The sequence below is a fragment of the Subdoligranulum variabile genome, from assembly GCF_025152575.1.
Lineage (GTDB): Bacteria > Bacillota > Clostridia > Oscillospirales > Ruminococcaceae > Gemmiger > Gemmiger variabilis.
On sequence record NZ_CP102293.1, the window covers coordinates 524184 to 548960 of the forward strand.

Consider the following 24777-nt stretch of genomic DNA (forward strand, 5'->3'; position numbering starts at 1 on the left):
TTACGCGTTTTTCGCATTCTTCTCGGCCAGGACGGTCATCACACGGGCGATGTCCTTCTTCACGGTCTCGATCCGAATGGGGTTGTCCAACTGGTTGATGGCGTGCTGAAAGCGCAGGTTGAAGAGTTCGGCCTTCAGGTCCTTGAGCTGCTTGTTCAGCTCGACATCGGTCATTTCGCGCAGTTCAGTGGCTTTCATTCAGCGTCACCCTCCTTTACAGTGTCAAGCTCCTCGCGCTTGACGAATTTGCAGCGGACCGGCAGCTTGTGGCTGGCCAGACGCAGGGCCTCGCGGGCGGTCTCCTCGCTGACATCAGCCAGCTCGAAGAGCACGCGGCCCGGCTTGACAACGGCTACCCAGTACTCCGGGCTGCCTTTACCGGAACCCATTCGGGTGCCGGCCGGCTTCTCGGTAACAGGCTTGTCGGGGAAGATCTTGATCCAGACCTTGCCGCCACGCTTGATATAACGGGTCATGGCAACACGGGCCGCCTCGATCTGGTTGGAGGTGATCCAGGCCGGCTCCAGTGCGATCAGGCCGTAATCGCCCTGATTCACCTTGTTGCCGCGCATGGCCTTGCCGGTCATGCGGCCGCGCTGGACGCGGCGGTACTTAACACGTTTCGGCAGTAACATTACTGTTTGCCTCCTTCCTTCTTGGCGGGGGCTTTGGCGCCCTTCAGGATCTCGCCTTTGTAGATCCAAACCTTGACGCCAACCTTACCATAGGTGGTGTTGGCCTCGGCGAAGCCGTAGTCGATGTCGGCGCGCAGAGTCTGCAGGGGGATGGTGCCCTCATGGTAGCTCTCGGTGCGGGCGATATCGGCACCGGCCAGACGGCCGGAGCAGGTCACCTTGATACCCTTGGCCGGCGTAGCGCTGCGGTCACGGGGCTGCATGGCGTTGCGGATGGCCTGCTTCATGGCGCGGCGGAACGCGATGCGGCGCTCCAGCTGGGAAGCAACATCCTCAGCAACCAGCTGAGCATTGGTGGTGGTGCCCTTGACTTCGATGATGTTCAGGTTCACAGCCTTGCCGGTGAGCTTGGCAAGCTGCTTCTCGAGCTTGGCGCTCTCAGCGCCGCCCTTGCCGATCACGATGCCCGGCTTCGCGCAGAAGACGTTGACCTTCACGCGGGGAGCACCGGTCTGGCTGTCGACGGTACGCTCGATTTCGATCTTGGGAACGCCGGCAGCGTACAGCTGCTTCTTCAGGGTCTTGCGGATCTTGTGATCCTCGACCAGGGTGTCGCCGAATGCCTGCTTAGAGGTAAACCAGCGGCTGTCCCAATCTTTAATTACACCCACGCGCATGCCGTGGGGATTGACTTTCTGGCCCATTTGTTTACCTCCTTACTCTTTCTCTTTCAGCACAACAGTCATGTGGCTGGTGCGCTTGAGGATGCGGTACGCACGGCCCTGGGCGCGCGGCATAATGCGCTTGAGGGTGGGGCCGGGGCAGACATAGCATTCTGCAACGTACAGGTTGTTGCGGTCCATGTTGAAGTTGTTTTCCGCGTTTGCGGCAGCAGAGTTCACCAGTTTGAGAAGGGGCTCGCAGGCGGCCTTCGGGGTGTACTGCAGGATAGCCAGCGCTTCGTCCAGGGGTTTGTTACGGATGAGGTCCATCACGATCGAAACCTTGCGGGGACTAATGCGGGCGTAACGGAGAATTGCCCGTGCTTCCATTCGATGTTCCTCCTCTCTTATTTGCCGGCGGTCTTGCCGCCGCCGTGGCCGGTGAACTTGCGGGTGGGAGCAAACTCACCCAGCTTGTGACCGACCATGTCCTCGGTAACGTACACGGGCACATGCTTGCGGCCGTCATGGACGGCGAAGGTGTGACCGACGAACTCGGGGAAGATGGTGGAGGAACGGCTCCAGGTCTTCACGACGCTCTTCTTGCCGCTCTCGTTCATGGCCTCGACCTTTTTCATCAGGGAAGGCAGAACGTAAGGGCCCTTCTTGGTGCTTCTAGACATTGTTCAATTACCTCCCTTAGCCATTGGCGCGCTTGACGATGAACTTGTCGCTGCGAGCCTTGTGTTTGCGGGTCTTCAGGCCCAGAGCGGGCTTGCCCCACGGAGTACGCGGGCTGGAATGACCAACCGGAGCGCGGCCTTCGCCACCGCCGTGCGGGTGATCGCAGGGGTTCATGACGGAACCACGGCTGCCGGGACGGACGCCCATGTGGCGCTTGCGGCCGGCCTTGCCCAGGTTGACGTTCTCGTGGTCCAGGTTGGAAACCACACCAATGGTGGCGATGCAGTTCAGACGAACGTTGCGCATCTCACCGGAGGGCAGACGGACCAGCGCGTAACCATTCTCCTTGGCCATCAGCTGAGCCATGACGCCAGCGGAACGGACCAGCTGGCCGCCCTTGCCGGGGTAGAGCTCGATGTTGTGGATCATGGTACCCACGGGGATGTTCTCGAAAGGCAGAGCGTTGCCGGGCTTGATATCGGCGTTGGGGCCGGCCATGATCTTGTCGCCGACCTTCAGGCCATCGGGAGCCAGGATGTAGCTCTTGACGCCGTCCTCGTACTCCACCAGAGCGATGAAGGCGGAACGGTTGGGATCGTATTCCAGCGTCTTGACGGTGGCGGGGACATCAAACTTGTTGCGCTTGAAGTCGATGACACGGTACTTGACGCGGTTGCCGCCGCCATGATGACGGACGGTGATCTTGCCGGTGTTGTTGCGGCCGGCATGCTTTTTCTTGGACTCGAGCAGGCTGCGCTCCGGCTCCACCTTGGACAGCACGCTGTAATCGGTAACAGTCATGCCACGGCGGCCGGGGGTAGTCGGCTTGTACTTTTTAATAGCCATGATGTTCTCCTTATTGTTATCTTATGAATTTTTATCGGGGTCATATCCCCATAAGCGAACCCCTCGGCGGGGTTCTGAACGGCAGGAGACCTGCCGGGGTCATCAGACCATGCTGTTGAAGAACTCGATCTCCTTGGAGTCGGGAGTCAGGGTCACGATCGCCTTCTTGCTCTTGGCGGTGTAACCGGCATGCATGCCCTGGCGGCGATAACGGCCGCGCACCGAAATGGTGTTGACCTTGGCGACCTTGACGCCGAACAGTTCTTCCACCGCCTTGGCGATGTCGATCTTGGTGGCGTCGGTGGCAACCTTGAAGGTGTACTTCTTATCGGCCAGACCAGCCATGGAGTTCTCGGTGATGACGGGGGCGAGAACGATGTCCTGTGCGAATTTCATCACGCATATACCTCCTCAAGTTTCTTGGCGGCGTCCACGCTGAGGATCAGCTTGTCGGCGTTGACCACGTCGTAGGTGTTGACGCCGGTCGCGGCGGTCTTGACACCGGGGATGTTGGCAGCGCTCTTGACGAACTTCTCATCCAGAGCGTCGTTGACGATCAGGTTCTTCTTGCCGGCGCCCACAGCAGCCAGGAAAGCAACCACGGTCTTGGTCTTGTACGCATCGGCGGCGATCTTGTCGACGATGATCAGGTTGCCGTTGGCAGCCTTGTCAGACAGAGCACTGAGCAGAGCCAGGCGCTTGACCTTCTTGTTGATGGTGTAGTAGTAGCTGCGGGGCTTGGGGCCGAGGGCAACGCCACCGTGGGTCCACTGCGGAGCGCGGATAGAACCCTGGCGAGCATGGCCGGTGCCCTTCTGGCGCCAAGGCTTCTTGCCGCCGCCGCGGACTTCCTTGCGGATCTTGGTGTTCTGGGTGCCCTGGCGCTGGTTGGCCAGGAAGTTGACGACTGCCTCGTGGACAGCCTTCTCGTTCGGGGTGATCCCGAACACGGCGTCGGAAAGCTCAACGGTGGAAACCTTCTTGCCGTTCATATCGACGACATCAAACTGTGCCATTGTGTTTTCCTCCTTTACGCTTTCACGCTGTCGTGGATGGTCACGACCGAGCCCTTGGGGCCGGGGATCGCACCCTTGATGGCGATGAGATTATTCTCAGCGTCGACCTTGACGACGCTCAGGTTCTGCACGGTCACACGCACAGCGCCCATGTGGCCGGGCAGACGCTTGCCCTTGAACACGCGGGACGGGGTGGAAGTGGAACCGTTAGAACCGGCATGACGGGCAACGGGGCCGGTTCCGTGACTCTCGCGCAGGCGATGCTGGCCGAAGCGCTTGATAACGCCCTGGTAGCCCTTGCCCTTGCTGGTGCCGACCACGTCGACCTTGTCGCCCTCAGCGAAGACGTCCGCCTTGAGGATGTCGCCCACGTTCAGGCTGGCGATGTCATCGAAACGGAACTCACGCAGGGTGCGCTTGGGGGCGACGTCAGCCTTGTCGAAGTGACCCTTGGCGGCCTTGTTGACCTTCTTGGCGCTCACTTCGCCGTAGCCCATCTGGACGGCCTGGTAACCGTCGGACTCGACGGTCTTCTTCTGCACGACGGTGCAGGGGCCGGCCTCAATGATGGTGACCGGAACGACCTTGCCGTTGGCGTCGAACAGCTGGGTCATGCCCAGCTTCTTGCCGATGATACCTTTTTGCATTGTTTTGTCCTCCTGTAAAGGTTATTGGTTGGTGGTTTCCCATCAACATGACCTCTCCGCTGTTTGTTCACAGCGAGATGGTTGCTCTCGATTCTTACATCGGGTGCCGGCGGTTCGCAGATCACGGCTGCGCGTACCGGCTATTATAATGTAAGAGGTTCGATCACAGCTTGATCTCGATGTCAACGCCCGCGGGGAGCTGCAGGCTCATGAGAGCCTCCACCGTCTTGTTGGACGGCTTCAGAATGTCGATCAGACGCTTATGGGTGCGGGTCTCGAACTGCTCACGGCTGTCCTTGTACTTGTGGACAGCGCGCAGGATCGTGACGATCTCCTTGTCGGTGGGCAGGGGGATCGGGCCGGACACGCGGGCGCCGGTGCGCTTCGCGGTCTCCACGATCTTCTGTGCCGCAGCATCGATCAGGGATGCATCATAGCTCTTCAAACGAATTCTGATTTTCTCTTTGACTGCCATTGCTTTCGCCTCCTAATAAAATTTGTGCCTTAGGCGAGCCGATAAATCACACACGTTTCCGGGCGTTCAACCTTCTCGCATGACAAAATCCGGTGAACCGTTTACATACAGTTCTCCCGGAAAGAATCATCACAAAGTCAGTCGAACATTGGTCCGTGCCGCAGAATGCAGCGCCGTACATATCCCTTTGTTTCCGTAATTCTTTCGCCCGGTTCTAAGATCGGACATACTCCGCGGAAAAACCCGTCTGCCTATCGGCGGACGGCAACCTCCCGCATCAACGCATATCGCGGCTTGCGCAGAACGCTTGTGACATTCCGCCCAAGCCTTTCGCAGCCGAGAATGATTATAGCACACGTTTCCCGGCGTTGCAAGTGTTTTTTGGGCGATTTTCTAAATTTTTTTGAAAAAATTCTGCGTTTTGCCGAAAGAAGATGTTCTTTGCCTCAGAACGGCGGATCTGCAGTTTCCACCCGCCAGCCATCCTTGGTCTCCGCCAGCACGGTGGGCGCATAATAGAGCCTTCCCGCCCCTTCGGGCAGCGGTTCCCCCGCCTCATCGGTCACAACCACACAGATTCCCGCAAATTTCAGGCTGCCGTCGGGCTGCATTTCCGGTTCAGTATGGGTGTAGCCGGATTGCGGGATGAGGGAATCGAAGGGATACCCCTGGATGAGAAGCACATTCCCGTCCCCTTCCGCATAGTAGGCGGCGGGAGCATCGCCGCGCCAGGGCCGGGGCTCCACCAGCATTTGCAGGGCATTTTCCGTATAGATCGTGGAAAAATAGCGTTCCGCCCCGGAGAAGGTGGTAAAACGGACGCCGTCCATCACCTGGCGATAGTCTCTGATCTCCGCGGGTTCACAGGTAACCCCCTGCCCTTCTGCCTCTGCATTGTAATAGGCCAGGGCCAGCACTGTGGCGGCACTGCGGGGCAGCGAAGCCGGTACCTGATAGCTGCATTCCTGATACGCTTCCGGCATGGAGGGGACCGTGATTGTGACCAGGGCCTCCTCCGTCCGGGGGATGGCATAGGCTTCGGAGAGCAGCAGGTCCGCCGTGTTGCCGGCCAACACCCCGCCGCTTCCTTCCTCCACCTTCGGATTCAGTGCCCGAAGATCAGACTCTGCAAAGCCGGTTTCCTCCGCCAGCTGCGCCCAGGTCTTTCCCCACCAGTTTCCTTTATAATAAAGCGGCAGGGTCTGCTGCGGAAAGGGCGTTCCATCCCGCAGGCAGGCAGTATAATCCTCGTCGATGTCGATCTGTTCTTCCCAACCGACACCAGCTTCTTCCGGCGTGGCAGCCGGACGCTCCGTGAGCGCCGCTCCCGAAGAGGAAGCCGCGGCAGGCGCATCGGCGGCTGCGCAGGCCGACAGCAGCAGACACAGCGGAGGTACAAGATACAAGGCTCTTTTCATGCAGCCCTCCTCATCGATACAGCGCCATTTGCAATATACAATTCGTATTAAGTCCTTATTTTATACGTATTGTTCACGCTGTGGGTGGTTCCGTACGCACCCAGCCGCCGTCTTCCTTGACCCAGAGGGTGCTCCCCTCCCAGGCCACCCCCGCTTTCTCACAAGGAATCACCTCGGCGCCGGTGTCATCCAGCAGGCCCCAGGCATCCCCCTGGCGCACCACAGCATAGCCGTTTTGCATATGGGCAGCCCAGGCGGCATCCGGCTTCACCTCACCGGTGGTTTGATCCCGCGCAGTGTCGCAGACCGGATCATAGACCGCTTCGGTAACCAAGTTTCCTTCCCGGTCCAGGTAGGCCCAATGCCCCTGCGTTTCCACGGGAGCCAGTGCTTCATCGAAAAACCACCCGGCCTGATCCAAGTCGGGCGTAAAGTTGGCATACCCCTGGCGGCTTATGTACCACCATTTGATCGGCGCCCCATCGCCACAAGCGCTTTCCACCAGCGGGCCGGGCCACGCTGGATCCCCCGCCCCGCCTTCCAGATGAGCGCTGTAGACCGGCAGCAAATCTCCATAGAGATCCCACAGCTGATCCGCCAGTGGAATTTCCTGCATAGGGATCACCTGCCCCTGTTCACTGAGACGATAACAGTACAGCCCCGTCAGATCAGCGCCTGATCGGTCCAGCCCCGGCGCGTCCAGATTGTAAAAGAAACTGTTGCTGAGGCCGCCATGTCCTCCGCAGAGAGTGCCGTCCCCCGAAGCCTCCAGGTGGGCTGCGTATTCGTCGAATTTCTCAGCGCCGAGGGAAGCAAACCAGATCCAATGTCCCGCCGCACCGCACTGGCTCACCGGTGAAGCGGCTTTGCAGGGCAGTAGCTCTGTCCCGTCGGCACGCATCAGCCCCCACAGACCGTTCTGCTCCATGGTGAAGTATCCCTCACAGGGACGGGCGGGCGCAGAATCGTAACATACCGGGGTGCGGATTTCTTCATAGGGCAGACCCGGTTCCGGGGTGGCGGCGGGAGTCACCGTGGGAGTCTCCGATGGCGCCGGAGTTTGCGCGGCTTCCGATGTTGCCGCGGAAGGCACAGCCGCGTTGCAGCCGGTCAGCAGAGCCGCCGACAGTAAAACAGGCAGAATACGTCTCATAAAGGCCTCCTTCCGGGACGATTCATCTTTTTTCTTCAGTATACCACAAAAGCCACACACCGCACAGGCGGTATGTGGCTTTGTCATACAATTTACATTTCAGTGTTTTTTCAGCTGCTCTTCAAGACCGGGACGGGGCGTGACATACACCGTGGTGTACACGTTGTACAGCACCATACCGGGCTTGGCGCCGTTGGCTTTCCAGATGTTTTTCACCTCGGTGGTGTCCACCGCCACCTTGGCGCCGCCGTTCTGGCTGGAGTGAAGCACCGCCAGTTCGGCCGCCTCCTGTCTGGTGGTATCGGGAATATCCTCGCCGTGGCTCATGACCACGCAGTGACTGCCCGGCGCTTTTTGCACATGGAACCACAGATCCTTGCCCCGGGCCGTGTGCAGCGTCAGTTTGTCGTTCTGCAGATTGTTGCGGCCCACCAGAATTTCAAACCCGTCACTGGAGATATACCGCAGGAAATCCGCCGGTTTCTGCTTGCGGTCCCGCTGTTTGTAGTACTTGAGATATCCCTGGCTCTTGAGTTCAGCGCGGATCTCGTTGAGAGCCGCCTCACCGGGCGCTGATTCCACCTCGTAAAGTACCGTTCCCAGATATTCGATCTCTGCTTCGCCGTCCACCAGCAGTTTCTGCAGCATGGCGTGAGCCGTCTGCTTTTTCTTATAGTCCTTGAAATATTTCTGGGCATTCTCGTTGGGACCCAGGCGCGGATCCAGCCGGATGGTCACGTCCTCGCCGGTATAGTAGTTCTGCACCGTCACCTGGCGGTCGCCCTTGTGAACGGCCCAGAGGTTGGCCTGCAGCAATTCCCCGTAGAGACGCAATGTATCTGCCTTGGCTGACTGAGCCAGTTCCTCTTTGCGGGCCGCCTGCTTGCGCACCGCACGCTCATGCATATTGTGCACGGCTTTGTACAGTTCCCGGCTCTTCTGCCGCAGACGTTCGGCGCGATCTTTGGTGGCGTAGTAATCCTCCAGCATCTCGCTGTAGGTGGGATACTGGGTCAGGATGGCCTCGGTTCCATACTGGCGCGGCGTAAAGAAACTGAACTCCACCGGCTTGGCTGTGCCGTCCGGCTGGGGCAGCCGCACCGCCGTGGGCGTACCGCCCGCCGCGTGCTCCTCCTTCAGCGCATCCAGTGCCGCCGCCAGTTTGCTGCGCTCCGCGCTGCCAAGATCGCAGGCCAGGGCCGGGGTTTCTCCCAGCGCCCGGCAGACAGCCTCCCGCACCACAATGGGGCCGACGCCCGCCACGACCTTGCCCAGCGCCGAAGCTACCGGCAGGTCCTTCTCGCAGGCAGCCGCCACGATAGAGGCCGCGCTGGTTTCCAGGAAATCCGGACGGTTGGGTTTGGGCGGCAGGGTGTAAGGCAGACCGGGCAGCAGCTGCCGGACCTCGCTGTCCTCAAAATCCACCCGCTTGAGAGCATCGATGATCCGGCCGCTCTGTACCAGCACGAGGTTGGAATAGCGGCCCATCAGTTCCGCCGCCAGGGTATTGGTGACCAGGTCGCCCATCTCGTTGGTACAGCGGAAGTCAAAGTACACGATGCGGTCCCCCGGCTCCCTACGAAGGTCAATCAGCCGTCCGCCCGTCAGGTGCTTGCGCAGCAGCATACAGAATCCCGGGGGCGTCAGCGGATTCTCAAAAGATTCCTTCGTCAGACAGACGCGGGCCGAACCGCTGCGGGCTGACAGCAACAAACGATGGGTATCGGTGCGGGTGCGCAGCGTCACCAGCACTTCATCGCGGGTGGGCTCGAAGATCTTGTCGATCTTGGCGTCCAGCAGCGTCGCCTTGAGTTCGTCGGCGACCAGCGCCAGCGTTGCGGCATCCAAAGACATAGTTTCACTCCTTCCGGCCCATGGCCGGCATCAAACGTTCAGATACGTATACGGATCGGTGTCCGACGACGCATGACGCACTTCCAACTGCGGGAACGCCGTATGCAGCCGGGCTGCCAGCACGTCGGCAATTCCCTGCTCGGTGCCCCAGTGCCCTGCCACCACCAGGCCAACCCCCTTTTGCCTGGCCAGCAGCGCAATATGATGGGCCGCTTCACCGGTAACCAGACAATCGGCCCCTTCGTCGATGGCCTCCTGCAGGTAGCTGCCACCGCCGCCACTGACTTCCGCCAGGCGGGTCACCGGCCTGCCGGTGTCCACAAACTTCACACCGCTGTGCAGCGTTTCGGCGCAGAACTGTGCGATAGCTCCGGTGGTGGTAGGCCGCACCGTACCGATTCGGCCGCAGTTTTCCGCGAAATTGCGGCGGTCCTCCCGGGAGATTCCCAAAAGATCCGCCAGCGTGTCATTGACACCGCCGGGCGCCGCATCCAGGTTGGTATGCATACAGATACCCGAGATACCGTTCTGCAGCAGCATGGCCGGGACGTCCGCCGCTGTAATCCGCTTCATGGGATCAAAAATCACCGGATGATGGCTGACGATCAGCTGGCAGCCTGCGGCGGCAGCTTCCCGCACCACATCGGCCGTGATATCCAGAGCCGTTAGCACCTTGTCCACCGGGCGTCCCGCGTCCACGAGAAGCCCTACGTTGTCCCAGCTGCAGGCCAGTTCCGGCGGCGCAATGGTTTTGAGTTCCTGCAAAATTTCCTGTACAGTCACAGACATGAGCGTTTCTCCAATTCTTGTATAAGGACATCCACCGCGTCGGCCTCCGCACCGGGTGCAAGTCCCAGACGGTATTTTTTCAATTTGCCATTCTGCTGGGCACAGTAGGCCCCGAAGCCCGGCTGCCCCTCGGTTTTGCCGCAGAGGCATTCCAAACCGTCCGGTTCATGTTCCGTGCCGGCATACCGGGCGTTCATGACCGCGTACCACCGCCCGGCCGCCTGGGCAAGGGTTTCCCCCCGCATCTCGAAGCCACGGCGCGCCAGCCAGCGGCGCAGAATGCTGTGCTTGGTGGCCGGAACCAGAACGAGGTTATATCGTTGATCGAAGACCCAGGGGGCCGCTTCCAGTATTTCCATAATGGTTTCGGCGCCCATGCCGGCGATGACAATGTCATCCACCTCCCCCGGCGCCACCACCGAAAGGCCGCTGCCCAACCGGCACTGAACCCGCTCCCCGTAGGGCGCACAGCGTCGGCGGGCCTTCTCCAACGGATCGGGACGAAGGTCACAAGCCAAAACAAGCGGGCAGCGACCGCTGCCCGCCAGTGCGGCGCTTAATTTGCCATGGTCGCAGCCGATGTCCGCAGCAGCATGCCCCGGCCGTACATAGGCGAAGGCTGCCGCCAGACGGGCATCCAGCCGCGGCGGATTACTGGTGTGCAAAGTAATCGTTCAGCTGGGCCACGAGGGCGTCGGCATCCACACCGTGAACGGCGCAGGCCTGCTCGACGGTCTCACCATGGGCGGCCATGCAGCCCAGGCAGTGCATGCCGGTGGCCAGGAAGATGGGCACGCAGCCCTGGGCGGGGTCGTTGTTGAGGATCTCGGCGATGATGGTATCTTTCGTAACAGTCATGGGAAATGTTCCTTTCTGATGCAAGTTTTTTATGAAACCGGCTGCCAGGAGGCGTAAAGACTGAACCCCTGGAGCTGGGTCAACAAAGTAAGCATGACTACCGACAGTACCGCTCCATGGGCGGCACCGCGGCGCAGGGTGAGCTGGCGGCCGTTATGCACAAGCAGAAGGGCCAGCGGGAGAACCGGCAGCAGGTAACGTCCCTGCATGCCGAAGAGTGTCTGGTAGTTGATGGGAGTCCAGTTGAGGGCCGCGGCAAAAACCGCCAGCACCACGCAGACCAGAATGCCCACCGTTCCCCAGGATGTTCGGCGCGCCAACAATGGAGGTTCCTCCTGCCGGGGCAGGGCGGCTGCCAGCAAAGCCAGCAACAGACCAACACCAATCAACCAGCTGACATCGATACGGTAGACGATGGGTTCCCCCAGCGTCGTACCCAGCAGCCCCTGGAGCCAGAGCGCGCCCTGCTCGGGCAGCGTGCGCAGCAGCAGTTTGACGGTGGCGTTCAAATTGCGGCAGATATAGCCGAAGGAGAAAGTCCAGATGGAATCACCGTTGGGATTCACCATCAGGAGCTGGTCTGGTGTCAGGCCTCCGCCCATGTGGGAAAGGGCGCAAACACCACCCACCACAACAATGAACGCAACCGCAGCCATGCCGCGCCAGAACCACCGTCGTCCCGTTGATGTGCTGCGCAATCGCCGGTAGAGCACACAGACCAACACCAGCAGAGTGAGAACAGCCAGACCGCCGGCAGCCAACACAGCGCGGTTCATGTCACGGGCTGCATAGGCCAGTTCCGACAGGTTGACAAGGGTCCAGAGCATTCCGGCGAGCAGCAGGATGCCCAGCTGCACCAGCCGCCCCGGGCGAACCGACAGACCACGCAGTGAAAGCGTTGCCGCCGCGGATGTCCGGCGGGGATCAAGGTTTTCCGCGGGGATGGTCAAACAGAGAAGAACAACCGGCAGATAAATGGCCTTGGCCGGTGCCACTGCCGCCGCCAGAACAGCCAGCAGCACAAGCTGCCACCGGGCAGCGCGGCGGGACCGCAGCGCCATGCAAAGTGCCGTGAACAGAAAGACCGTCCCCAGCACGGATGCATCGGGAGAAAGACTGGCTGCAAGCTGCAGGGACATCGGCAACAGCGCCACGCAGGCGAAAATCCCACGCAGTACGGCCGGTGCCATGGCCACGGCGGCCGCCGCCAGAACCAGGTAGAGAACCAGGTTGGCCATGCGCCCCCAGGTCAGCATGGTGTAAAAGTTTTTGCCCTGCAGCCGGGCCAGCCAGATGCCGAACGCCTGCGCCCAGTAGTTCCCGCTTCCCTGCCCGGCTTCTGCCTGGCTGGATTGCGTCAATTCGTTGGGACTGCCGGTATCCTGCAGCGCAGCCTGCGCCTGTGCCTTATAGGCAAATATTCCGATCTCCCCGGTTTTGGTTCTGAAATAGGGAGCATCGCAGGCACGCACCCGCAGATTCCCACTTTCGTCGGCAGGTTGCTGGCCGCTCCAGACGCTGGCCCTCTCATAGGCCGCTGCCAGATGTGTGTACTCATCTGGAGCCACCAGAGCCGGTGTCACCTGGAGGAAACCGCATCCCAGTGCGAGGCCTGCCACCGCCACCAGCAGCGCCAGCGGCGCGTGCAGCACGGCCAGAAATACAGCGGCAAACGCGGCAGTGACCAGCGGGGCCGTCAACCTTTCGGCCAACTCTGCCGGCCAGGGGCCGGAATAGTCCGCCACCAGCTGAATCGCCAGCGTGGCATCCACCGGTTCCCCGTCCGCGTCACCACGATACAGCGGCATGCCATCCACTTCCCCTTCGCTGGCCCAGAGGCCCAAAGGACCGTCCCAAGGGACAGCGTTGTACAGGTGAACCGTCAGAACCTCGTCTTCTTCGGGGATATAGGGATTTTCCACTGTAAAAGCAGTAAAGGTGTTGTCAAAAATATTCAGGAAATTTCCTGCGGCCTGCGCAATCTGGGTACCGTCCTCCGCAAATACGTCCACCATGAGCATCCCCGACTTGTACAGCTGACCGTGGGTGCTGAAGTTCAGCCGCACACCATAGAACGACTGTCCGGCCCGGAGCGTAATCTGTTGGGTAAGCCCCTCTTCCGGAATATCGATGACCTGGCTGTAGTCATCGTTCAGAATTTCATAGACGGGCTGGTTACCCAGACGATCCTGCAGATCGTATCCAACCCAACGGCAGAGCAGCCAGACGGCCATCGCCGCCAGCAAAGCTGCCAGCAAGGCAAGCAAGCCCCGGCGGATACGGGAAGAATTCGGCAAAGGTATCGCCGCCTTTCTTACAGGATTTGCGTTGATCGCTGCTATTATACCGCAACTGCGGGAAAAGCGCAAATCCTCACTTGGCAGGGGGAACAACAAACCGCGCCCCAGTCGGAACCGACCGGGGCGCGGAGTGGAAATTCAAACTCGTGTTACACGTTTACACGCGCAAAATCAGCCGTTCTCTTTCATCTTCGCAAAGCACTCGCTGCAGTAGACCGGGCGGTCCTCACGCGGCTGGAAAGGAACTTTGCAGGCTTTGCCGCAGCTGGCGCAAACGGCGTCGAACATCTGGCGCTCACCGCGGGTAGCGTTCTTGCGGGCATCGCGGCAGGGCTTGCAGCGCTGGGGCTGGTTCTCGAAACCACGGCTGGCGTAGAACTCCTGCTCGCCGGCGGTCCAGACGAACTCCTTGCCGCATTCCTTGCATACCAAAGTCTTGTCTTCGAACATAATGGGTATCTCCTCTGTTTGTATTTGCCCGCGGAAGAATCTAAACCAACACATATGGAATGGACCAACGAACTGATTTTAGGCGCTACTGGGGGCAGGTTGATATATGACCAGGCAGATGCCTGAATCCAAATGGGGCTTACCCGCGCAGCTTGCGGCGGGCACGGGCCAGGGCATTGGCCACCGCCTTGGGAGTGGTGCCAAGCGTACGGGCGGTCTGGGCTACCGGCTGCCCATGAAGGCTTGCCACCAGTGCACGGCGTTCCAGCACCGAAAGTTCGGTCTGCATGCGCTGCAGGGTGTCGGCGTAGCGTTCCCCGGCAATGGCCAGTTCCTCCGGCCCCGGCTGGGGAATGTTCTCGGCATCGGGCAGCGGCACGCTGAAATTCAGCGGCGCATGCTTCTTGCGCAGGGCCGCGCGCTGCGCGTCCTGCTGGGCATGATGGATGCAGGTAGCGGCATAGGAGGCAAACGGCGTTCCGGCAGCAGACCGGTAGCCGCGCACGGCCTGAAACAAACCGATCAGGCCTTCCTGTACCGCGTCCTCAAAGTCCAGACCGGGCGCCCGGTAGACCGCCGCCCCCTTGCGGATGGCAGGCATCATACGGGCAATCAACGCGGCCAGGGCGGTATCGTCCCCCTGCTGTGCACGCACAAGCAGGTCATCGTCCACTTTTTGCATGAAAACTTCTCCATCAGGCAGATGCGAACACCTTTATAATACCCGTAATGGCAGCATTTGTCAAACATTTTTTATGCAGCCTGCCGAAAGCTCTCGCCGTTGTTTTGTGCATTCCGGGGGCTTGTAATTCGCGGGGCAAACTGCTATACTGAAAAATACAGGTAAAAGGGAGTAAGCGGCACGGCTGTGCATCTGCAAACCGTGCGTTCGGCCTCGTCATCACGGGTACCTTGTGTCCCCGGGGTCCTACCCAAGCACTGAGACTTTTGCCGCAGTCGGTGTACGATTGCGGCAAAAGTCTTTTTTGTTGCTCCCCACACAGACAAAGGAGGAACCTCTGTATGAACGTTGTACAAACCTTCGCCGGCCTGTTTGCCAACTTCGGCAACCTGACCTGGCAGATGGTGGTCATGTGGGTCATCGGCGGCCTGCTGATCTACCTGGGCATCGTAAAGAAAATGGAGCCCAGTCTGCTGCTGCCCATGGGCTTCGGCGCGATTCTTGTGAATCTGCCGCTGTCCGGTGCCATCACCCAGGGCGACACCGAGGGACCCATCACCGCGCTGTTTGAGGCGGGCATGTCCAACGAACTGTTCCCGCTGCTGCTCTTCATCGGCATCGGTGCCATGATCGACTTCGGCCCTCTGCTGGAAAAGCCCTGGCTCATGCTCTTCGGCGCAGCAGCCCAGTTCGGCATCTTCTTTACGCTGGCGGTGGCCGGTCTCTTCTTTGATCTGCCCGATGCAGCCTCCATCGCGGTGATCGGCGCTGCCGACGGTCCTACCGCCATCTTTGTGGCGAACACACTGGGCAGCAAGTATCTGGGCGCTATCATGGTGGCCGCCTACAGCTACATGGCCCTGGTACCTATCGTACAGCCGCCGGTCATCCGCCTGTGCACCACCAAAAAAGAGCGTCTTATCCGCATGCCCTACAAGAAGGGCAGCGTGACCAAGACCACCAAGATCCTCTTCCCCATTGTGGTGACCATCCTGGCCGGTCTTGTGGCTCCTGCCAGCGTGGCACTGGTGGGCTTCCTGATGTTCGGCAATCTGATCCGGGAATGCGGCGTGCTCAACTCCCTGTCAGAGACAGCACAGAATGTGCTGGCCAACCTCATCACCATCGTGTTGGGCCTGACCGTTGCAGGACAGATGACCGCCGACAAATTCGTCAAGCCCGACACTCTGCTGATCCTGGCCCTGGGTCTGGTGGCCTTCATCTTCGACACGGCGGGTGGTGTCTTCTTCGCCAAGTTCCTGAACCTCTTCCTGCCGGCAGACAAAAAGATCAACCCCATGATCGGTGCCGCCGGCATCTCGGCCTTCCCCATGAGCGGCCGCGTCGTCAACCAGATGGGCCTGGCCGAGGACAATCAGAATTTCCTGCTGATGTACTCCATCAGCGTCAACGTCTCGGGGCAGATCGCGTCGGTCATCGCCGGCGGCCTGATCCTCACCCTGATGGGCATGTAAGGAGGATTGCTGTATGAACATTGCATCGCTTGCTACGACCCTGCCGATGATGCTTGTGGGGATGCTGGGCATCTTTCTCGTCATCGGGGTCATCATCCTGGCGGTTTACCTTTTAAATAAGGTGACCCATCACAGCAACGAATCCTGAATTTCATAGAAAACGGCCCCGCAGCCGATAGCTGCGGGGCCGTTTGTTTTGGGAAAAATCAGACGGGTTCCTTGGCCACGAAGACGATGCCCGCGGCACGAGGGCCCACATGGGTGCCGATGGTGGCGCCGATCTGGCAGGTGCGCACGCCCTCCAGTTTGAGGTTCTGGGTCAGGTAATGATGTACGGGGCCGGCGGTAGCTTTGTCATCGCTGTACAGCACGACACAAGGGTAATTGGTATCAATACCGCCCAGCTCGTCCAGCTGCTTGAACAGCGCCACCAGGGCACCGGGACGTCCGCGGCCCTTACCAGCCAGCTTGACGGTGCTCTCGTACAGCGAGATCACCGGCTTGATTCCCAGCGCACCGCCCACAATGGCCACCGCAGCCGAAACACGCCCGCCTTTCTGCAGATGTTTGAGGCTGTCCACCACGGCAATGATGCGCACCCGCTTTTTGAAGCGTTCCAGCACATCGACGATCTGCTGGGCGGAAAGTCCCATATCCCGCAGGCGCAGCGCCTCGCGCAGGATTACAGCCTCTCCCTGGGTAGCTGTCTCGGAATCCACCACATAGACCGGCGTGTCCACGTCATTGGCGGCCAGCATGGCGCACTGGTAGGTACCGGACAGTTTCTGCCCCACCGTGATGACGATGGCCTCGTCCCCCGCCAGTTCGGCATCGGTGAAAGCCTCGATAAAGGCGGCCGGGCTGGGCTGGCTGGTGCGCGGCAGCTTGCTGTCGGTGGCCAGCCGCTTGAAAAATTCATCCTTGGTCATCCGGCCGTCATCCTCCACAGAGGAGCCGTCCTCAAAGGTGATGGACATGGGAACCACATAGACGCCGGGCTGTGCCAGGTCCTGTGCCGTCAGGTCGGCGGCGGAATCGGTAATGATGCGGATCATAATCTTCCCTCGCTTTGCAGGTTGATGGAACGGCAGGCATGCCGTTTACGGTTTGGGGTCTTCCTGGATACCCAGCAGGCCGGCCGCCGTGTCGGGGTCCAGCTGCTGGACAGCTTCCAGTTTGCGGGTGATGGCCCGGCTGCGCGGGCCAATGAGTTCCTCCAGATCGGAACCTGTCTGGTTGAGGTGCCGCTGCATCTGCTGCAGACCGGCACCGAATTTTTCAAATTCCGTTTTGACGGCGCCCAGCACTGTCCATACCTCACCGGAGCGTTTCTGGATGGCCAGGGTTCGGAAGCCCATCTGCAGGGCATTGAGCAGCGCCGCCATGGTGGAGGGTCCCGCCACCGTGATCTGGTAATCCCGCTGCAGCGTTTCGGTCACTCCACTGGAAACCACCTCGGCATACAGCCCCTCAAAGGGCAGGAACAGAATGCCAAAACTGGTTGTGTAGGGCACCTCGATGTATTTGTCGTGTATATCCTTGGCTTCCTGGCGCAGCACGCTGTACAATGCTTTGCGCATGGCGGCGGTAGCCGCCGCATCCCCCCGCTGCTGTGCTGCCTGCAGGTGGGCATAGGTATCGCCGGGGAACTTGGCGTCGATGGGCAGCCAGACCGTGCCGCTCTGCCCCGGCAGCTTGACCGCAAATTCCACCCGGTTGTTGCTGCCCGGCACAGTGGCCACGTTGGTCTCGTACTGACCGGGCGCCAGGATCTGTTCGAGAATGGCCCCCAGCTGGACCTCTCCCAGAATGCCGCGGGTCTTGACCCCCGAGAGCACCTGCTTGAGACTGCCCACATCGGCGGCCAGGTTCTGCATCTCGCCCAGGCCCTTGTAGACCTGTTCCAGCTGCGCGCTGACCGTACGGAAAGAATCGTTGATCCGCTTTTGCAGGGTGTCCTGGAGCTTTTCCTCCACGGTACCGCGGATCTCGTCCAGCTTCTTATTATTGTCGGCCCGGATGACGTTCAGTCCCTGTACCAGTGCGCCCCGTACGCCATCCAGCCGGGTGGCGTTGGAATCCTCCAGGTTTTTCAGCCGGTTTTCCAGCATGGTCAGCTGGGCCAGCAGCGCATCGCTGGCCGCTTTCTGGCGGGCGGCACCCGCCCGGTCGATGGACTCCAGCCGTGCCGTGCTGGCCGAGGCGTTCTGCCGCTGGTTCTCCGCCAGTACCGCCGAAAAATCCCGCAGGCTCGCGGTGGTGGTGCGGGCGGTTTCTCCCTGCATAGCCCGCAGCTGTTCGGCCAGCAGGTCGGTTTCTCCCTGCAGCACAGGGGTCATCGCCCGCACAAAATCATCCGCCGTGTCGCCTTTGGGCGGCTTGCGGCCGCTGCGCACCAGCAGTACCGCCAGCAGCACGTCTCCCAGCAGGGCCAGCGCCAGCAGCAGATACAAAATCCATTCCATAAGTTTGTAATCCTTCCGGCGGCCCTGGGCAAAGTATACCACATCCGGCCACCTGATACCAAGTACAAGTGTTCAATCTTCTGGTCGATGTCTCGACCTTTTTCGTCAATGAATCAGCAGAAGTGCGACCCCCGCCGCTCCGATGGCCAGCGCCAGCAGTTCGGTTTCCAGGCTTTTGCGTTCCAGCACCGGGCGCTGGGGATTGTACCATACCAGCACACTCTTGCCCTTCTGACTGTCGTGATTGAACCAGAAGGAATCGTTGGTCTCCAGTTCCAGCCGCTCACCGCCGGCATGGATTTCCACCAGGTAACGGTATCCGCCCGCCCCCTGGCGCGGATTGGTACGCTCCGCCTTGCGGCAGGCCAGGATCCGCCCCGGCAGCAGCGTGGCACCCCGCACCGTGCGGTACTTTTCCCACAGGGTAACAACGGCCAGAGCCAAAAACAGGATGCCCAGCACCCGGTAGACGATCATCAATGGCATCGGCATGGTTTGTTTTCCTTTCCCGTTTCACAATATGGTATTATCATACCCTGCTTTGCAGAAAGGTGCAAGAGGGAGACCGGCAAATATCCCTTAGAGGGGACTTCCAAATGGGCAGCGGCTGCTTTTCCTGTTTAAAGTATTGACTAAGTTGGGCACATTTGCTAGAATGAGTTCAACAACACTCCAATCTTGGAGCAATATTTACAAAGACAGAAGGAGGCGCCTATGCGCCCGCAAACTCCGCAGCAAGAAGAACGCAGCACCGCTCTGTATGAGGCGATTCTGCGACTGAACACCCTGGATGAATGCATCCGCTTTTTTGACGATCTGTGCGCCGTGACCGAACTGCGCACCCTGGAGCAGCGCTATGCTGTGGCGGGGTGTCTTCTGCAGGGCAAGGTGTACAGCGAGATCCGGCGGGAGACCGGGGCTTCCAGTGCCACGGTCAGCCGGGTCAACCGCATGCTCAACTACGGCACCGGCAGCGTGGCCGCCAGCGTCCGTGAAGATCTGGCCCGGCAGAAGCCGGACGACGAAGCCTAAGGAGGAACTGTCATGTCTGTTTCGATCACCGCTTTCGGCAAAACGACCAGCGGGGAACCCGTCCGGCTTGTGGTACTGAAAAACGACCAGCTGGAAGTACATCTTCTGACCTATGCAGCCCTGATTCACAAGATCCTTGTCCCCGACCGCAACGGCAATCCGGTGGATGTGGTGCTGGGCTACCCTACAGTCCCCGACTACGAACTGAATACCGATTTTATGGGCAAGGCAGTGGGCCGGTTTGCCAACCGCATCGGCGGGGCCCAGTTCCCGCTGTATGAGGAGATCGTCCACATAACGCCCAACGAGAACGGCAACTGCCTGCACAGCGGTCTGCACGGATTCTGCCACACGGTCTTTGAGGTGGAGCCCACCGCCGGCGAGACGGACAGTGTCACGATGACCGCCCACAGTCCCGACGGCACCGACGGGTTCCCCGGCAACATGGATTTGGAAATTCAGTACAAGCTCGTCAAGAGCGGGCTGATGATCCACTACACCGCCACCACCGATGCGCCTACAGTCTGCAGCCTGACCAACCACAGCTACTTCAACCTCAACGGCCATGACAGCGGCACCGCGCTGGGCCACCGCATCAGCGTGGATGCCGACGCCTACCTGGAGACCGATGACGGCAGCATCCCCACCGGCCGCCGCATTCCGGTGGCCGGCACCCCCATGGACTTCACCGAGGAAAAGACCCTGGGTCTGGACATCGAAGCGGATTACCCCGCCCTGAAGCAGGGGTCCGGGTACGACCACTGCTACATCATCCGCGACACCGGCCTGCGCCATGCGGCCTGGGTCACCGGTCCCCTGACCGGCATCCGGATGGAGGTGCTGACCACCCTGCCCGGTATGCAGCTGTACTCCGCCAATCATCTGGCGCCGGTCACCGCCTGCAAGGACGGCGCTCATTACCAGAAGCGCGATGCCGTCTGCCTGGAAACCGAGGAGTTTCCCGACGCTCCCAACCATCCGGATTTCCCGGATACCACGGTGCTGCCGGATACGCCCTACAGCTCCACCACCATCTACCGCTTCGATCTGGCCCCGCAATAAAAACTGCAAACGCCTGCCCGGTTGCCGGGCAGGCGCTTTTTGTTGCTGTTATTTTTCCTCCAGCCGGTACAGTTTGCCACTGTAGGGCGGCATGGACACAGAGAAGGGGGTGTTTTCATCGATGATCCCCGTAGCCGGCTGGGCTTCCCGAACGGTGGTGCCACCCCAGCACTGCCAGTCAGTGTCCAGCAGCAGCGTCCAGCGGCCGGCGGGCAGATCCAGCGTATAGTCCGGCTGGGCTTCCGTCCCGAAATTGAAGACCGCCAGCACCTTGTTCCGATGTCCTTCCCGCAGGATGGCGCAGACGTTCTGCGCTCCGTGGTCGCAGTCCGCCCAACGGAACGCCGCCGGATTATACTCCCGGGCCCAGAAAGCCTCATTGTCCAGATAAGCCTGGTGGAGTGCCGCGCGGAAATGCCGGAAGGCATCGTGGTTGGGATAGGACAGGATCATCCAGTCCTGTTCGCGGCTCTCATCCCATTCCCGCAGCTGGGCAAACTCGTTGCCCATGAAATCCAGCTTTTTCCCTGGATGTACCGCCATATACAGGTAGAGGGCCCGGGCCTGGGGGAACTTGCCGTCGTAGTCGCCGTACATCTTCTGGACAATGGTTGCTTTGCCGTGGACGTTTTCGTCGTGGCTGAAGGGCAGGATATAATGTTCATTCCAGGCATACAGCATGGAAAAGGTCAGTTTGCCCAGATTCTCCCTGCGCTCCCCGCTGCTTTTCCGGAAATAGTCCAGCGTGTCGTTCATCCAGCCCAGATCCCACTTGTAGTCAAAACCCAGGCCGCCGTACTCCACCGGCGCTGTGACCTTGGGATAGTTGCTGGAATCCTCAGCGATCAGCACTGCCGTGGGATGCCGCTGCTGCAGCCCCTGGTTCATATTTTTGAGGAATTCCAAGGTCGAACCGTTGACACCCCGGGCCGGTTCCCCCTGCCAGTAGATGAGCCGGGAAACCGCATCCATCCGCAGACCGTCAGCGTGGAAGACCCGCAGCCAATAATCGGCGCAGGATTGCAGGAAGCAGCGGATCTCGCCCCGGGAATGCATGAAGTTGCAGCTGCCCCACTCGCTCTGTCCCACCGCTGCAGCCGGATACTCGTAGAGCGATGTGCCGTCAAATTCCTTGAGGCCGTAGCTGTCCACCGCAAAGTGCACCGGCACAAAATCCAGAATCACACCGATTCCCTGCCGGTGGCAGGCATTGATGAACTGCACCAGATCCGCCGGGGTGCCGTACCGGCTGGTAGAGGCATAAAAGCCAGTCACCTGGTATCCCCAGCTGCCGTCAAAGGGATGCTCCGCCAAAGGCATGAGCTCAATGTGGGTGAAACCGTTCTCCCGGCAATAGGCGGGCAGCTGCTCGGCCAGTTCCGCATAGCTGTACCAACTGCCGTCCGGTTTGCGCTTCCAGCTGCCGGCGTGTACCTCGTAAATGTTCATGGGCCGGTCAAAGCATTTGGTGCGGCCGGCCATCCAGGCTTCGTCGGTAAACCCCTGTGGCATTTCCGCGATGATGCTGCGTCCGTCGGGGCGCAGTGTCATGGCAAAGCCGTAGGGGTCACAGTGGGCAACGGTCCACCCCTTCGCCCCGGTGACAAGATACTGATAGGCCATGCCCGGTTCCGCGCCGGGCACGTCTGCCTCCCAGACTGCGGAACGAGTCTGGATGAGATCTGCTGTGCCGAAGGGGCCTTCCACCTGTACCCGCCTGGCCGCCGGCGCCCATACCGCAAACCGCGTGCCCCCCGCATGGGGATGCGCCCCGAAAAAAGTATAGGCGTCAAAAGCCCTACCGGTATAAAAATCCTGCAGCTCCATGAGAAATTCTCCTGTTATCTTATCATGAAAAAGACAGATGTCAAATATAAAAAATTGTACCATACCTACCGGTATGGTACAAGCACAAATTTGAACACAGTGTTCAAGATATTCAGATTTTCAGAACCGCTTTGGCAATGTTGAAATAGACCAGCAGCGTTGTGGTATCCACAATGGTGGTGATCAGAGGCGACGCCATAACCGCCGGGTCGATCTTGAGCTTTTCAGCCAGCACCGGCAGAAGGCCGCCGATGAGCTGCGACAACAGCACCGTACACATCAGGGTCAGGCAGACCACCAGGGCCACAGGTGCCGAGACGCGATCAAAGATCAGCAGCTTGCCGAAATTGCACACCGCCAGGGTCAGGCCGCAGAGCAGTGCAACCCGGCATTCCCGCCAGAGGATGCGCGGCAGATCATGGGGCTTGATGTCCCCCACCGCCATACCGCGGATGATGGTGGAAGTACTCTGGCTGCCCGCGTTGCCGCCGGCGTCGGTAAGCATGGGAATGTAGGCGGTGAGCACCGTGACAGCTGCCAGGGCGCTCTCATAGCCCCGGATGACCAGGCTGGAGAAGGTGGCGCTGATCATCAGAAAAACCAGCCAGGGGGCACGGCTCTTGTACAGATCCCACATAGACTGTTTAAAGTAGGGTTTGTCGGAGGGACCGATGGCGTTCATCTTGGCGAAGTCCTCGCTGGCCTCGTCCTGCAGGATGGAGATGGCGTCGTCGATGGTCACAATACCTACCAGGCGTTTTTCGGCGTCCACTACGGGGATGGCCAGAAAGCCATACTTTTCAAACAGTTGGGAGACATCCTCCTGGTCGGTGGTCGTGGAAACGCTGACCACGTTGGCATCCATGAGATCACGGATGGTCCGCTTGGGGTCCTTCTCCAGCACCAGCGCCCGAAGCGAGACCACGCCGATGAGCGTGCGGTCCTTGTCGGTCACGTAACAGTTGTTGATGGTCTCCTTGTCAATGCCGTTGGCTCGGATGGCGTCCATGGCCTGGGTCACCGTCATGTCGGGACGCAGCTCCATGAACTCGGTGGTCATCACGCCGCCGGCGGAATCTTCCGGGTATTTGAGCAGTTCGTTGATCATGCGGCGGGTCGCAGGGTCGGCCTGGGCAAGAATGCGCTTGACAACGCTGGCAGGCATCTCCTCCACCAGATCCGTCGCATCGTCGACGAACAATTCATCCACCACGGCCTTGAGTTCCTTATCCGTCAGGCCGTCGATCAGATTCTGCTGGGTCTCGGGGGTAAGTTCGGCAAAGATTTCCGCGGCCAGATCCTTGGGGCACAGCCGGAACAGCACCGGCAGTTTCTCCGGCGGCAGATCCTCAAATACAGCGGCAAGGTCGGGGGCGGGCAGGGTCTCCATCACATCACGCAGGCTCTGGTACTTCTTGGCATCGTCCAGGTTGGCCAGCATGGTTTTCAGCGTCATGATTGCAGTATCAGACATAAAAAAACTGCCTCCTTTTCGGCGGCAGCACATTCTATCCTATCCAGGGCAATGCAAAGCACAGCCCAGTCCGGCACTCAGCGCCAGGCAAGGCTTCTCCCCCTACAATAAAACAGGATGGCTGCCATATTGATACATCGGTACACGGGACTGGGACTACTGGGCGTATCCATGACAACCACCTCTCTTTTTCGTTATATTGTAATAGCAGATCTTCATACCCGCCCCTACTTTACCACCTGGGCACAGGTTTCGTCAACCCCAAAACAGACATTTTTTCACAAAAAAAGATTCACGCCTGAATTCGGTGTGAATCTCTGCCAAATTTGTATTGCTGACGCTGCTGCGCGGTATTTTTTTACATGACCAGTTCCCGGAAATAAGTGGTGTTCACGCTCTTGTCCTGCTCGGCCAGTTTGGCAATACAGGCATCCAGCGTATGGGCCACGTCGTCCAGGCTCTTCCACTGGGCAGCCTGGGGCTTGACCTCCTGCTCCAGCCAAGGCCCGATCTCGGTGTGGGAACAGGCCCCCTCGATCAGATAGGCCCCCGCCCGGGCGGGCTGGGTCTGGGGCACGTACTGTTCGGCACTTCCCAGCGTGGTGAGGACAAACTGCCCCTTCCGGTTGCGTCCGCCCACCAGCAGGCGAACCCCTACCGGCTGCACCCGCACCGAGGGCGCTTTCTGGCAAAGAATCTTAACGATCTTTTCCAGCGTGAGATACTGGGTGTTGTATTCGTCCAGCGCATTGATGATCTGGACTGCGGCCAGGGTATCCCCCGCAAAACCCACCAGCACATTCCGGTTGACTTTACGGACCTTGGGCACATCCTCGCTGACGACCTTGGGCTGCTGGCCGGTGATGGGTTCCTCCACCATGCGGCCGTCACTGACCATGGCGCAGAAGGCTTCGCCGCATACGGCTAAAATCGCACTCATAGGGCAACTTCCTTTTCTTCAGGTTGGGCGCAG

At 59.9% G+C, this 24777-nt stretch carries 29 protein-coding genes; 4 read left to right on the plus strand and 25 right to left on the minus strand.

Annotation, left to right across the window (positions count from 1 at the left end; all coding sequences use genetic code 11):
• The 19 genes from rpmC to NQ490_RS02765 all read right to left on the minus strand — a co-directional run bounded on the left by rpmC (position 1) and on the right by NQ490_RS02765 (position 14469).
• Positions 1-198, minus strand: a complete 198-nt coding sequence (gene rpmC / locus NQ490_RS02675; protein ID WP_007047288.1) for a 50S ribosomal protein L29 — start codon at positions 196-198, stop codon at positions 1-3.
• Positions 195-635 (minus strand): 50S ribosomal protein L16, encoded by a 441-nt coding sequence (gene rplP / locus NQ490_RS02680; RefSeq protein ID WP_007047289.1) that lies wholly within the window; start codon positions 633-635, stop codon positions 195-197. Before rplP ends, rpmC begins: the two co-directional genes overlap by 4 nt.
• Positions 635-1339 carry a 30S ribosomal protein S3 gene (gene rpsC, locus NQ490_RS02685; RefSeq protein ID WP_007047290.1) on the minus strand — a complete coding sequence of 235 codons (705 nt, stop codon included), beginning with the start codon at positions 1337-1339 and terminating at the stop codon, positions 635-637. Before rpsC ends, rplP begins: the two co-directional genes overlap by 1 nt.
• A gap of 12 nt (positions 1340-1351) precedes the next feature.
• On the minus strand, positions 1352-1687 hold the full coding sequence (gene rplV / locus NQ490_RS02690; RefSeq protein ID WP_007047291.1) for a 50S ribosomal protein L22: 336 nt from the start codon (positions 1685-1687) through the stop codon (positions 1352-1354).
• Between the two features lie 17 nt (positions 1688-1704).
• Positions 1705-1980 carry a 30S ribosomal protein S19 gene (gene rpsS / locus NQ490_RS02695; protein ID WP_007047292.1) on the minus strand — a complete coding sequence of 92 codons (276 nt, stop codon included), beginning with the start codon at positions 1978-1980 and terminating at the stop codon, positions 1705-1707.
• Between the two features lie 16 nt (positions 1981-1996).
• Entirely contained in the window at positions 1997-2827 is an 831-nt protein-coding gene (rplB, locus tag NQ490_RS02700; RefSeq protein WP_007047293.1) for a 50S ribosomal protein L2, read from the minus strand.
• A gap of 102 nt (positions 2828-2929) precedes the next feature.
• Complete coding sequence (gene rplW, locus NQ490_RS02705) at positions 2930-3223, minus strand: 50S ribosomal protein L23 (RefSeq protein ID WP_007047294.1); 294 nt, start codon at positions 3221-3223, stop codon at positions 2930-2932.
• Complete coding sequence (gene rplD / locus NQ490_RS02710) at positions 3223-3843, minus strand: 50S ribosomal protein L4 (protein WP_007047295.1); 621 nt, start codon at positions 3841-3843, stop codon at positions 3223-3225. The genes rplW and rplD overlap by 1 nt, the downstream gene beginning before the upstream one ends.
• A 14-nt stretch (positions 3844-3857) precedes the next feature.
• Complete coding sequence (gene rplC / locus NQ490_RS02715) at positions 3858-4490, minus strand: 50S ribosomal protein L3 (RefSeq protein WP_007047296.1); 633 nt, start codon at positions 4488-4490, stop codon at positions 3858-3860.
• A 163-nt stretch (positions 4491-4653) separates the two neighbouring features.
• The gene (rpsJ, locus tag NQ490_RS02720) at positions 4654-4965 is read right to left on the minus strand and encodes a 30S ribosomal protein S10 (protein ID WP_007047297.1); all 312 of its coding nucleotides are present in this window, start codon (positions 4963-4965) and stop codon (positions 4654-4656) included.
• A 446-nt stretch (positions 4966-5411) separates the two neighbouring features.
• The gene (locus NQ490_RS02725) at positions 5412-6383 is read right to left on the minus strand and encodes a hypothetical protein (RefSeq protein WP_007047298.1); all 972 of its coding nucleotides are present in this window, start codon (positions 6381-6383) and stop codon (positions 5412-5414) included.
• A 73-nt stretch (positions 6384-6456) separates the two neighbouring features.
• Positions 6457-7536 carry a WG repeat-containing protein gene (locus tag NQ490_RS02730; RefSeq protein WP_040917789.1) on the minus strand — a complete coding sequence of 360 codons (1080 nt, stop codon included), beginning with the start codon at positions 7534-7536 and terminating at the stop codon, positions 6457-6459.
• Between the two features lie 99 nt (positions 7537-7635).
• On the minus strand, positions 7636-9390 hold the full coding sequence (locus NQ490_RS02735) for an Rqc2 family fibronectin-binding protein (RefSeq protein WP_007047300.1): 1755 nt from the start codon (positions 9388-9390) through the stop codon (positions 7636-7638).
• A gap of 30 nt (positions 9391-9420) precedes the next feature.
• Positions 9421-10179 carry a Nif3-like dinuclear metal center hexameric protein gene (locus tag NQ490_RS02740; RefSeq protein ID WP_007047301.1) on the minus strand — a complete coding sequence of 253 codons (759 nt, stop codon included), beginning with the start codon at positions 10177-10179 and terminating at the stop codon, positions 9421-9423.
• Entirely contained in the window at positions 10170-10844 is a 675-nt protein-coding gene (locus tag NQ490_RS02745; RefSeq protein WP_040917790.1) for a class I SAM-dependent methyltransferase, read from the minus strand. The genes NQ490_RS02740 and NQ490_RS02745 overlap by 10 nt, the downstream gene beginning before the upstream one ends.
• Positions 10831-11037 carry a DUF1858 domain-containing protein gene (locus NQ490_RS02750; protein WP_007047303.1) on the minus strand — a complete coding sequence of 69 codons (207 nt, stop codon included), beginning with the start codon at positions 11035-11037 and terminating at the stop codon, positions 10831-10833. Before NQ490_RS02750 ends, NQ490_RS02745 begins: the two co-directional genes overlap by 14 nt.
• Positions 11038-11066: 29 nt before the next feature.
• Positions 11067-13334, minus strand: a complete 2268-nt coding sequence (locus tag NQ490_RS02755; RefSeq protein ID WP_040917791.1) for a DUF2142 domain-containing protein — start codon at positions 13332-13334, stop codon at positions 11067-11069.
• 174 nt (positions 13335-13508) lie between these two features.
• Positions 13509-13787: a zinc-ribbon domain containing protein gene (locus NQ490_RS02760; RefSeq protein ID WP_040917792.1), complete on the minus strand. Its 279-nt coding sequence runs from the start codon at positions 13785-13787 to the stop codon at positions 13509-13511.
• Between the two features lie 139 nt (positions 13788-13926).
• A complete protein-coding gene (locus NQ490_RS02765; protein ID WP_007047306.1) occupies positions 13927-14469 on the minus strand; it encodes a sigma-70 family RNA polymerase sigma factor in 543 nt (180 codons plus the stop codon).
• Between the two features lie 341 nt (positions 14470-14810).
• Between NQ490_RS02765 and NQ490_RS02770 the strand changes: the two genes are divergently transcribed.
• A complete protein-coding gene (locus NQ490_RS02770) occupies positions 14811-15944 on the plus strand; it encodes a sodium ion-translocating decarboxylase subunit beta (protein WP_007047308.1) in 1134 nt (377 codons plus the stop codon).
• 13 nt (positions 15945-15957) lie between these two features.
• Complete coding sequence (locus tag NQ490_RS02775) at positions 15958-16092, plus strand: hypothetical protein (protein ID WP_007047309.1); 135 nt, start codon at positions 15958-15960, stop codon at positions 16090-16092.
• 58 nt (positions 16093-16150) lie between these two features.
• Here the strand turns inward: NQ490_RS02775 and NQ490_RS02780 are convergent, their stop codons facing one another.
• The 3 genes from NQ490_RS02780 to NQ490_RS02790 all read right to left on the minus strand — a co-directional run bounded on the left by NQ490_RS02780 (position 16151) and on the right by NQ490_RS02790 (position 18901).
• Complete coding sequence (locus tag NQ490_RS02780; protein WP_007047310.1) at positions 16151-16999, minus strand: DegV family protein; 849 nt, start codon at positions 16997-16999, stop codon at positions 16151-16153.
• Positions 17000-17044: 45 nt separating this feature from the next.
• Complete coding sequence (locus tag NQ490_RS02785; RefSeq protein ID WP_040918149.1) at positions 17045-18409, minus strand: DNA recombination protein RmuC; 1365 nt, start codon at positions 18407-18409, stop codon at positions 17045-17047.
• A gap of 105 nt (positions 18410-18514) precedes the next feature.
• Positions 18515-18901 carry a DUF3592 domain-containing protein gene (locus NQ490_RS02790; RefSeq protein ID WP_007047312.1) on the minus strand — a complete coding sequence of 129 codons (387 nt, stop codon included), beginning with the start codon at positions 18899-18901 and terminating at the stop codon, positions 18515-18517.
• A gap of 222 nt (positions 18902-19123) precedes the next feature.
• Between NQ490_RS02790 and NQ490_RS02795 the strand changes: the two genes are divergently transcribed.
• Complete coding sequence (locus NQ490_RS02795) at positions 19124-19441, plus strand: YerC/YecD family TrpR-related protein (protein WP_007047314.1); 318 nt, start codon at positions 19124-19126, stop codon at positions 19439-19441.
• 12 nt (positions 19442-19453) lie between these two features.
• Positions 19454-20503 carry an aldose epimerase family protein gene (locus tag NQ490_RS02800; RefSeq protein ID WP_007047315.1) on the plus strand — a complete coding sequence of 350 codons (1050 nt, stop codon included), beginning with the start codon at positions 19454-19456 and terminating at the stop codon, positions 20501-20503.
• Between the two features lie 48 nt (positions 20504-20551).
• On the opposite strand, the gene glgB is transcribed toward NQ490_RS02800, so the two are convergent.
• From glgB to NQ490_RS02815, 3 genes are all read right to left on the minus strand, one after another.
• Positions 20552-22330: a 1,4-alpha-glucan branching protein GlgB gene (glgB, locus tag NQ490_RS02805; protein ID WP_040917794.1), complete on the minus strand. Its 1779-nt coding sequence runs from the start codon at positions 22328-22330 to the stop codon at positions 20552-20554.
• Between the two features lie 112 nt (positions 22331-22442).
• Positions 22443-23804: a magnesium transporter gene (gene mgtE / locus NQ490_RS02810; protein ID WP_007047317.1), complete on the minus strand. Its 1362-nt coding sequence runs from the start codon at positions 23802-23804 to the stop codon at positions 22443-22445.
• A gap of 358 nt (positions 23805-24162) precedes the next feature.
• Positions 24163-24744 carry an Ntn hydrolase family protein gene (locus tag NQ490_RS02815; protein WP_007047320.1) on the minus strand — a complete coding sequence of 194 codons (582 nt, stop codon included), beginning with the start codon at positions 24742-24744 and terminating at the stop codon, positions 24163-24165.
• Between the last annotated feature and the right edge of the window lie 33 nt (positions 24745-24777).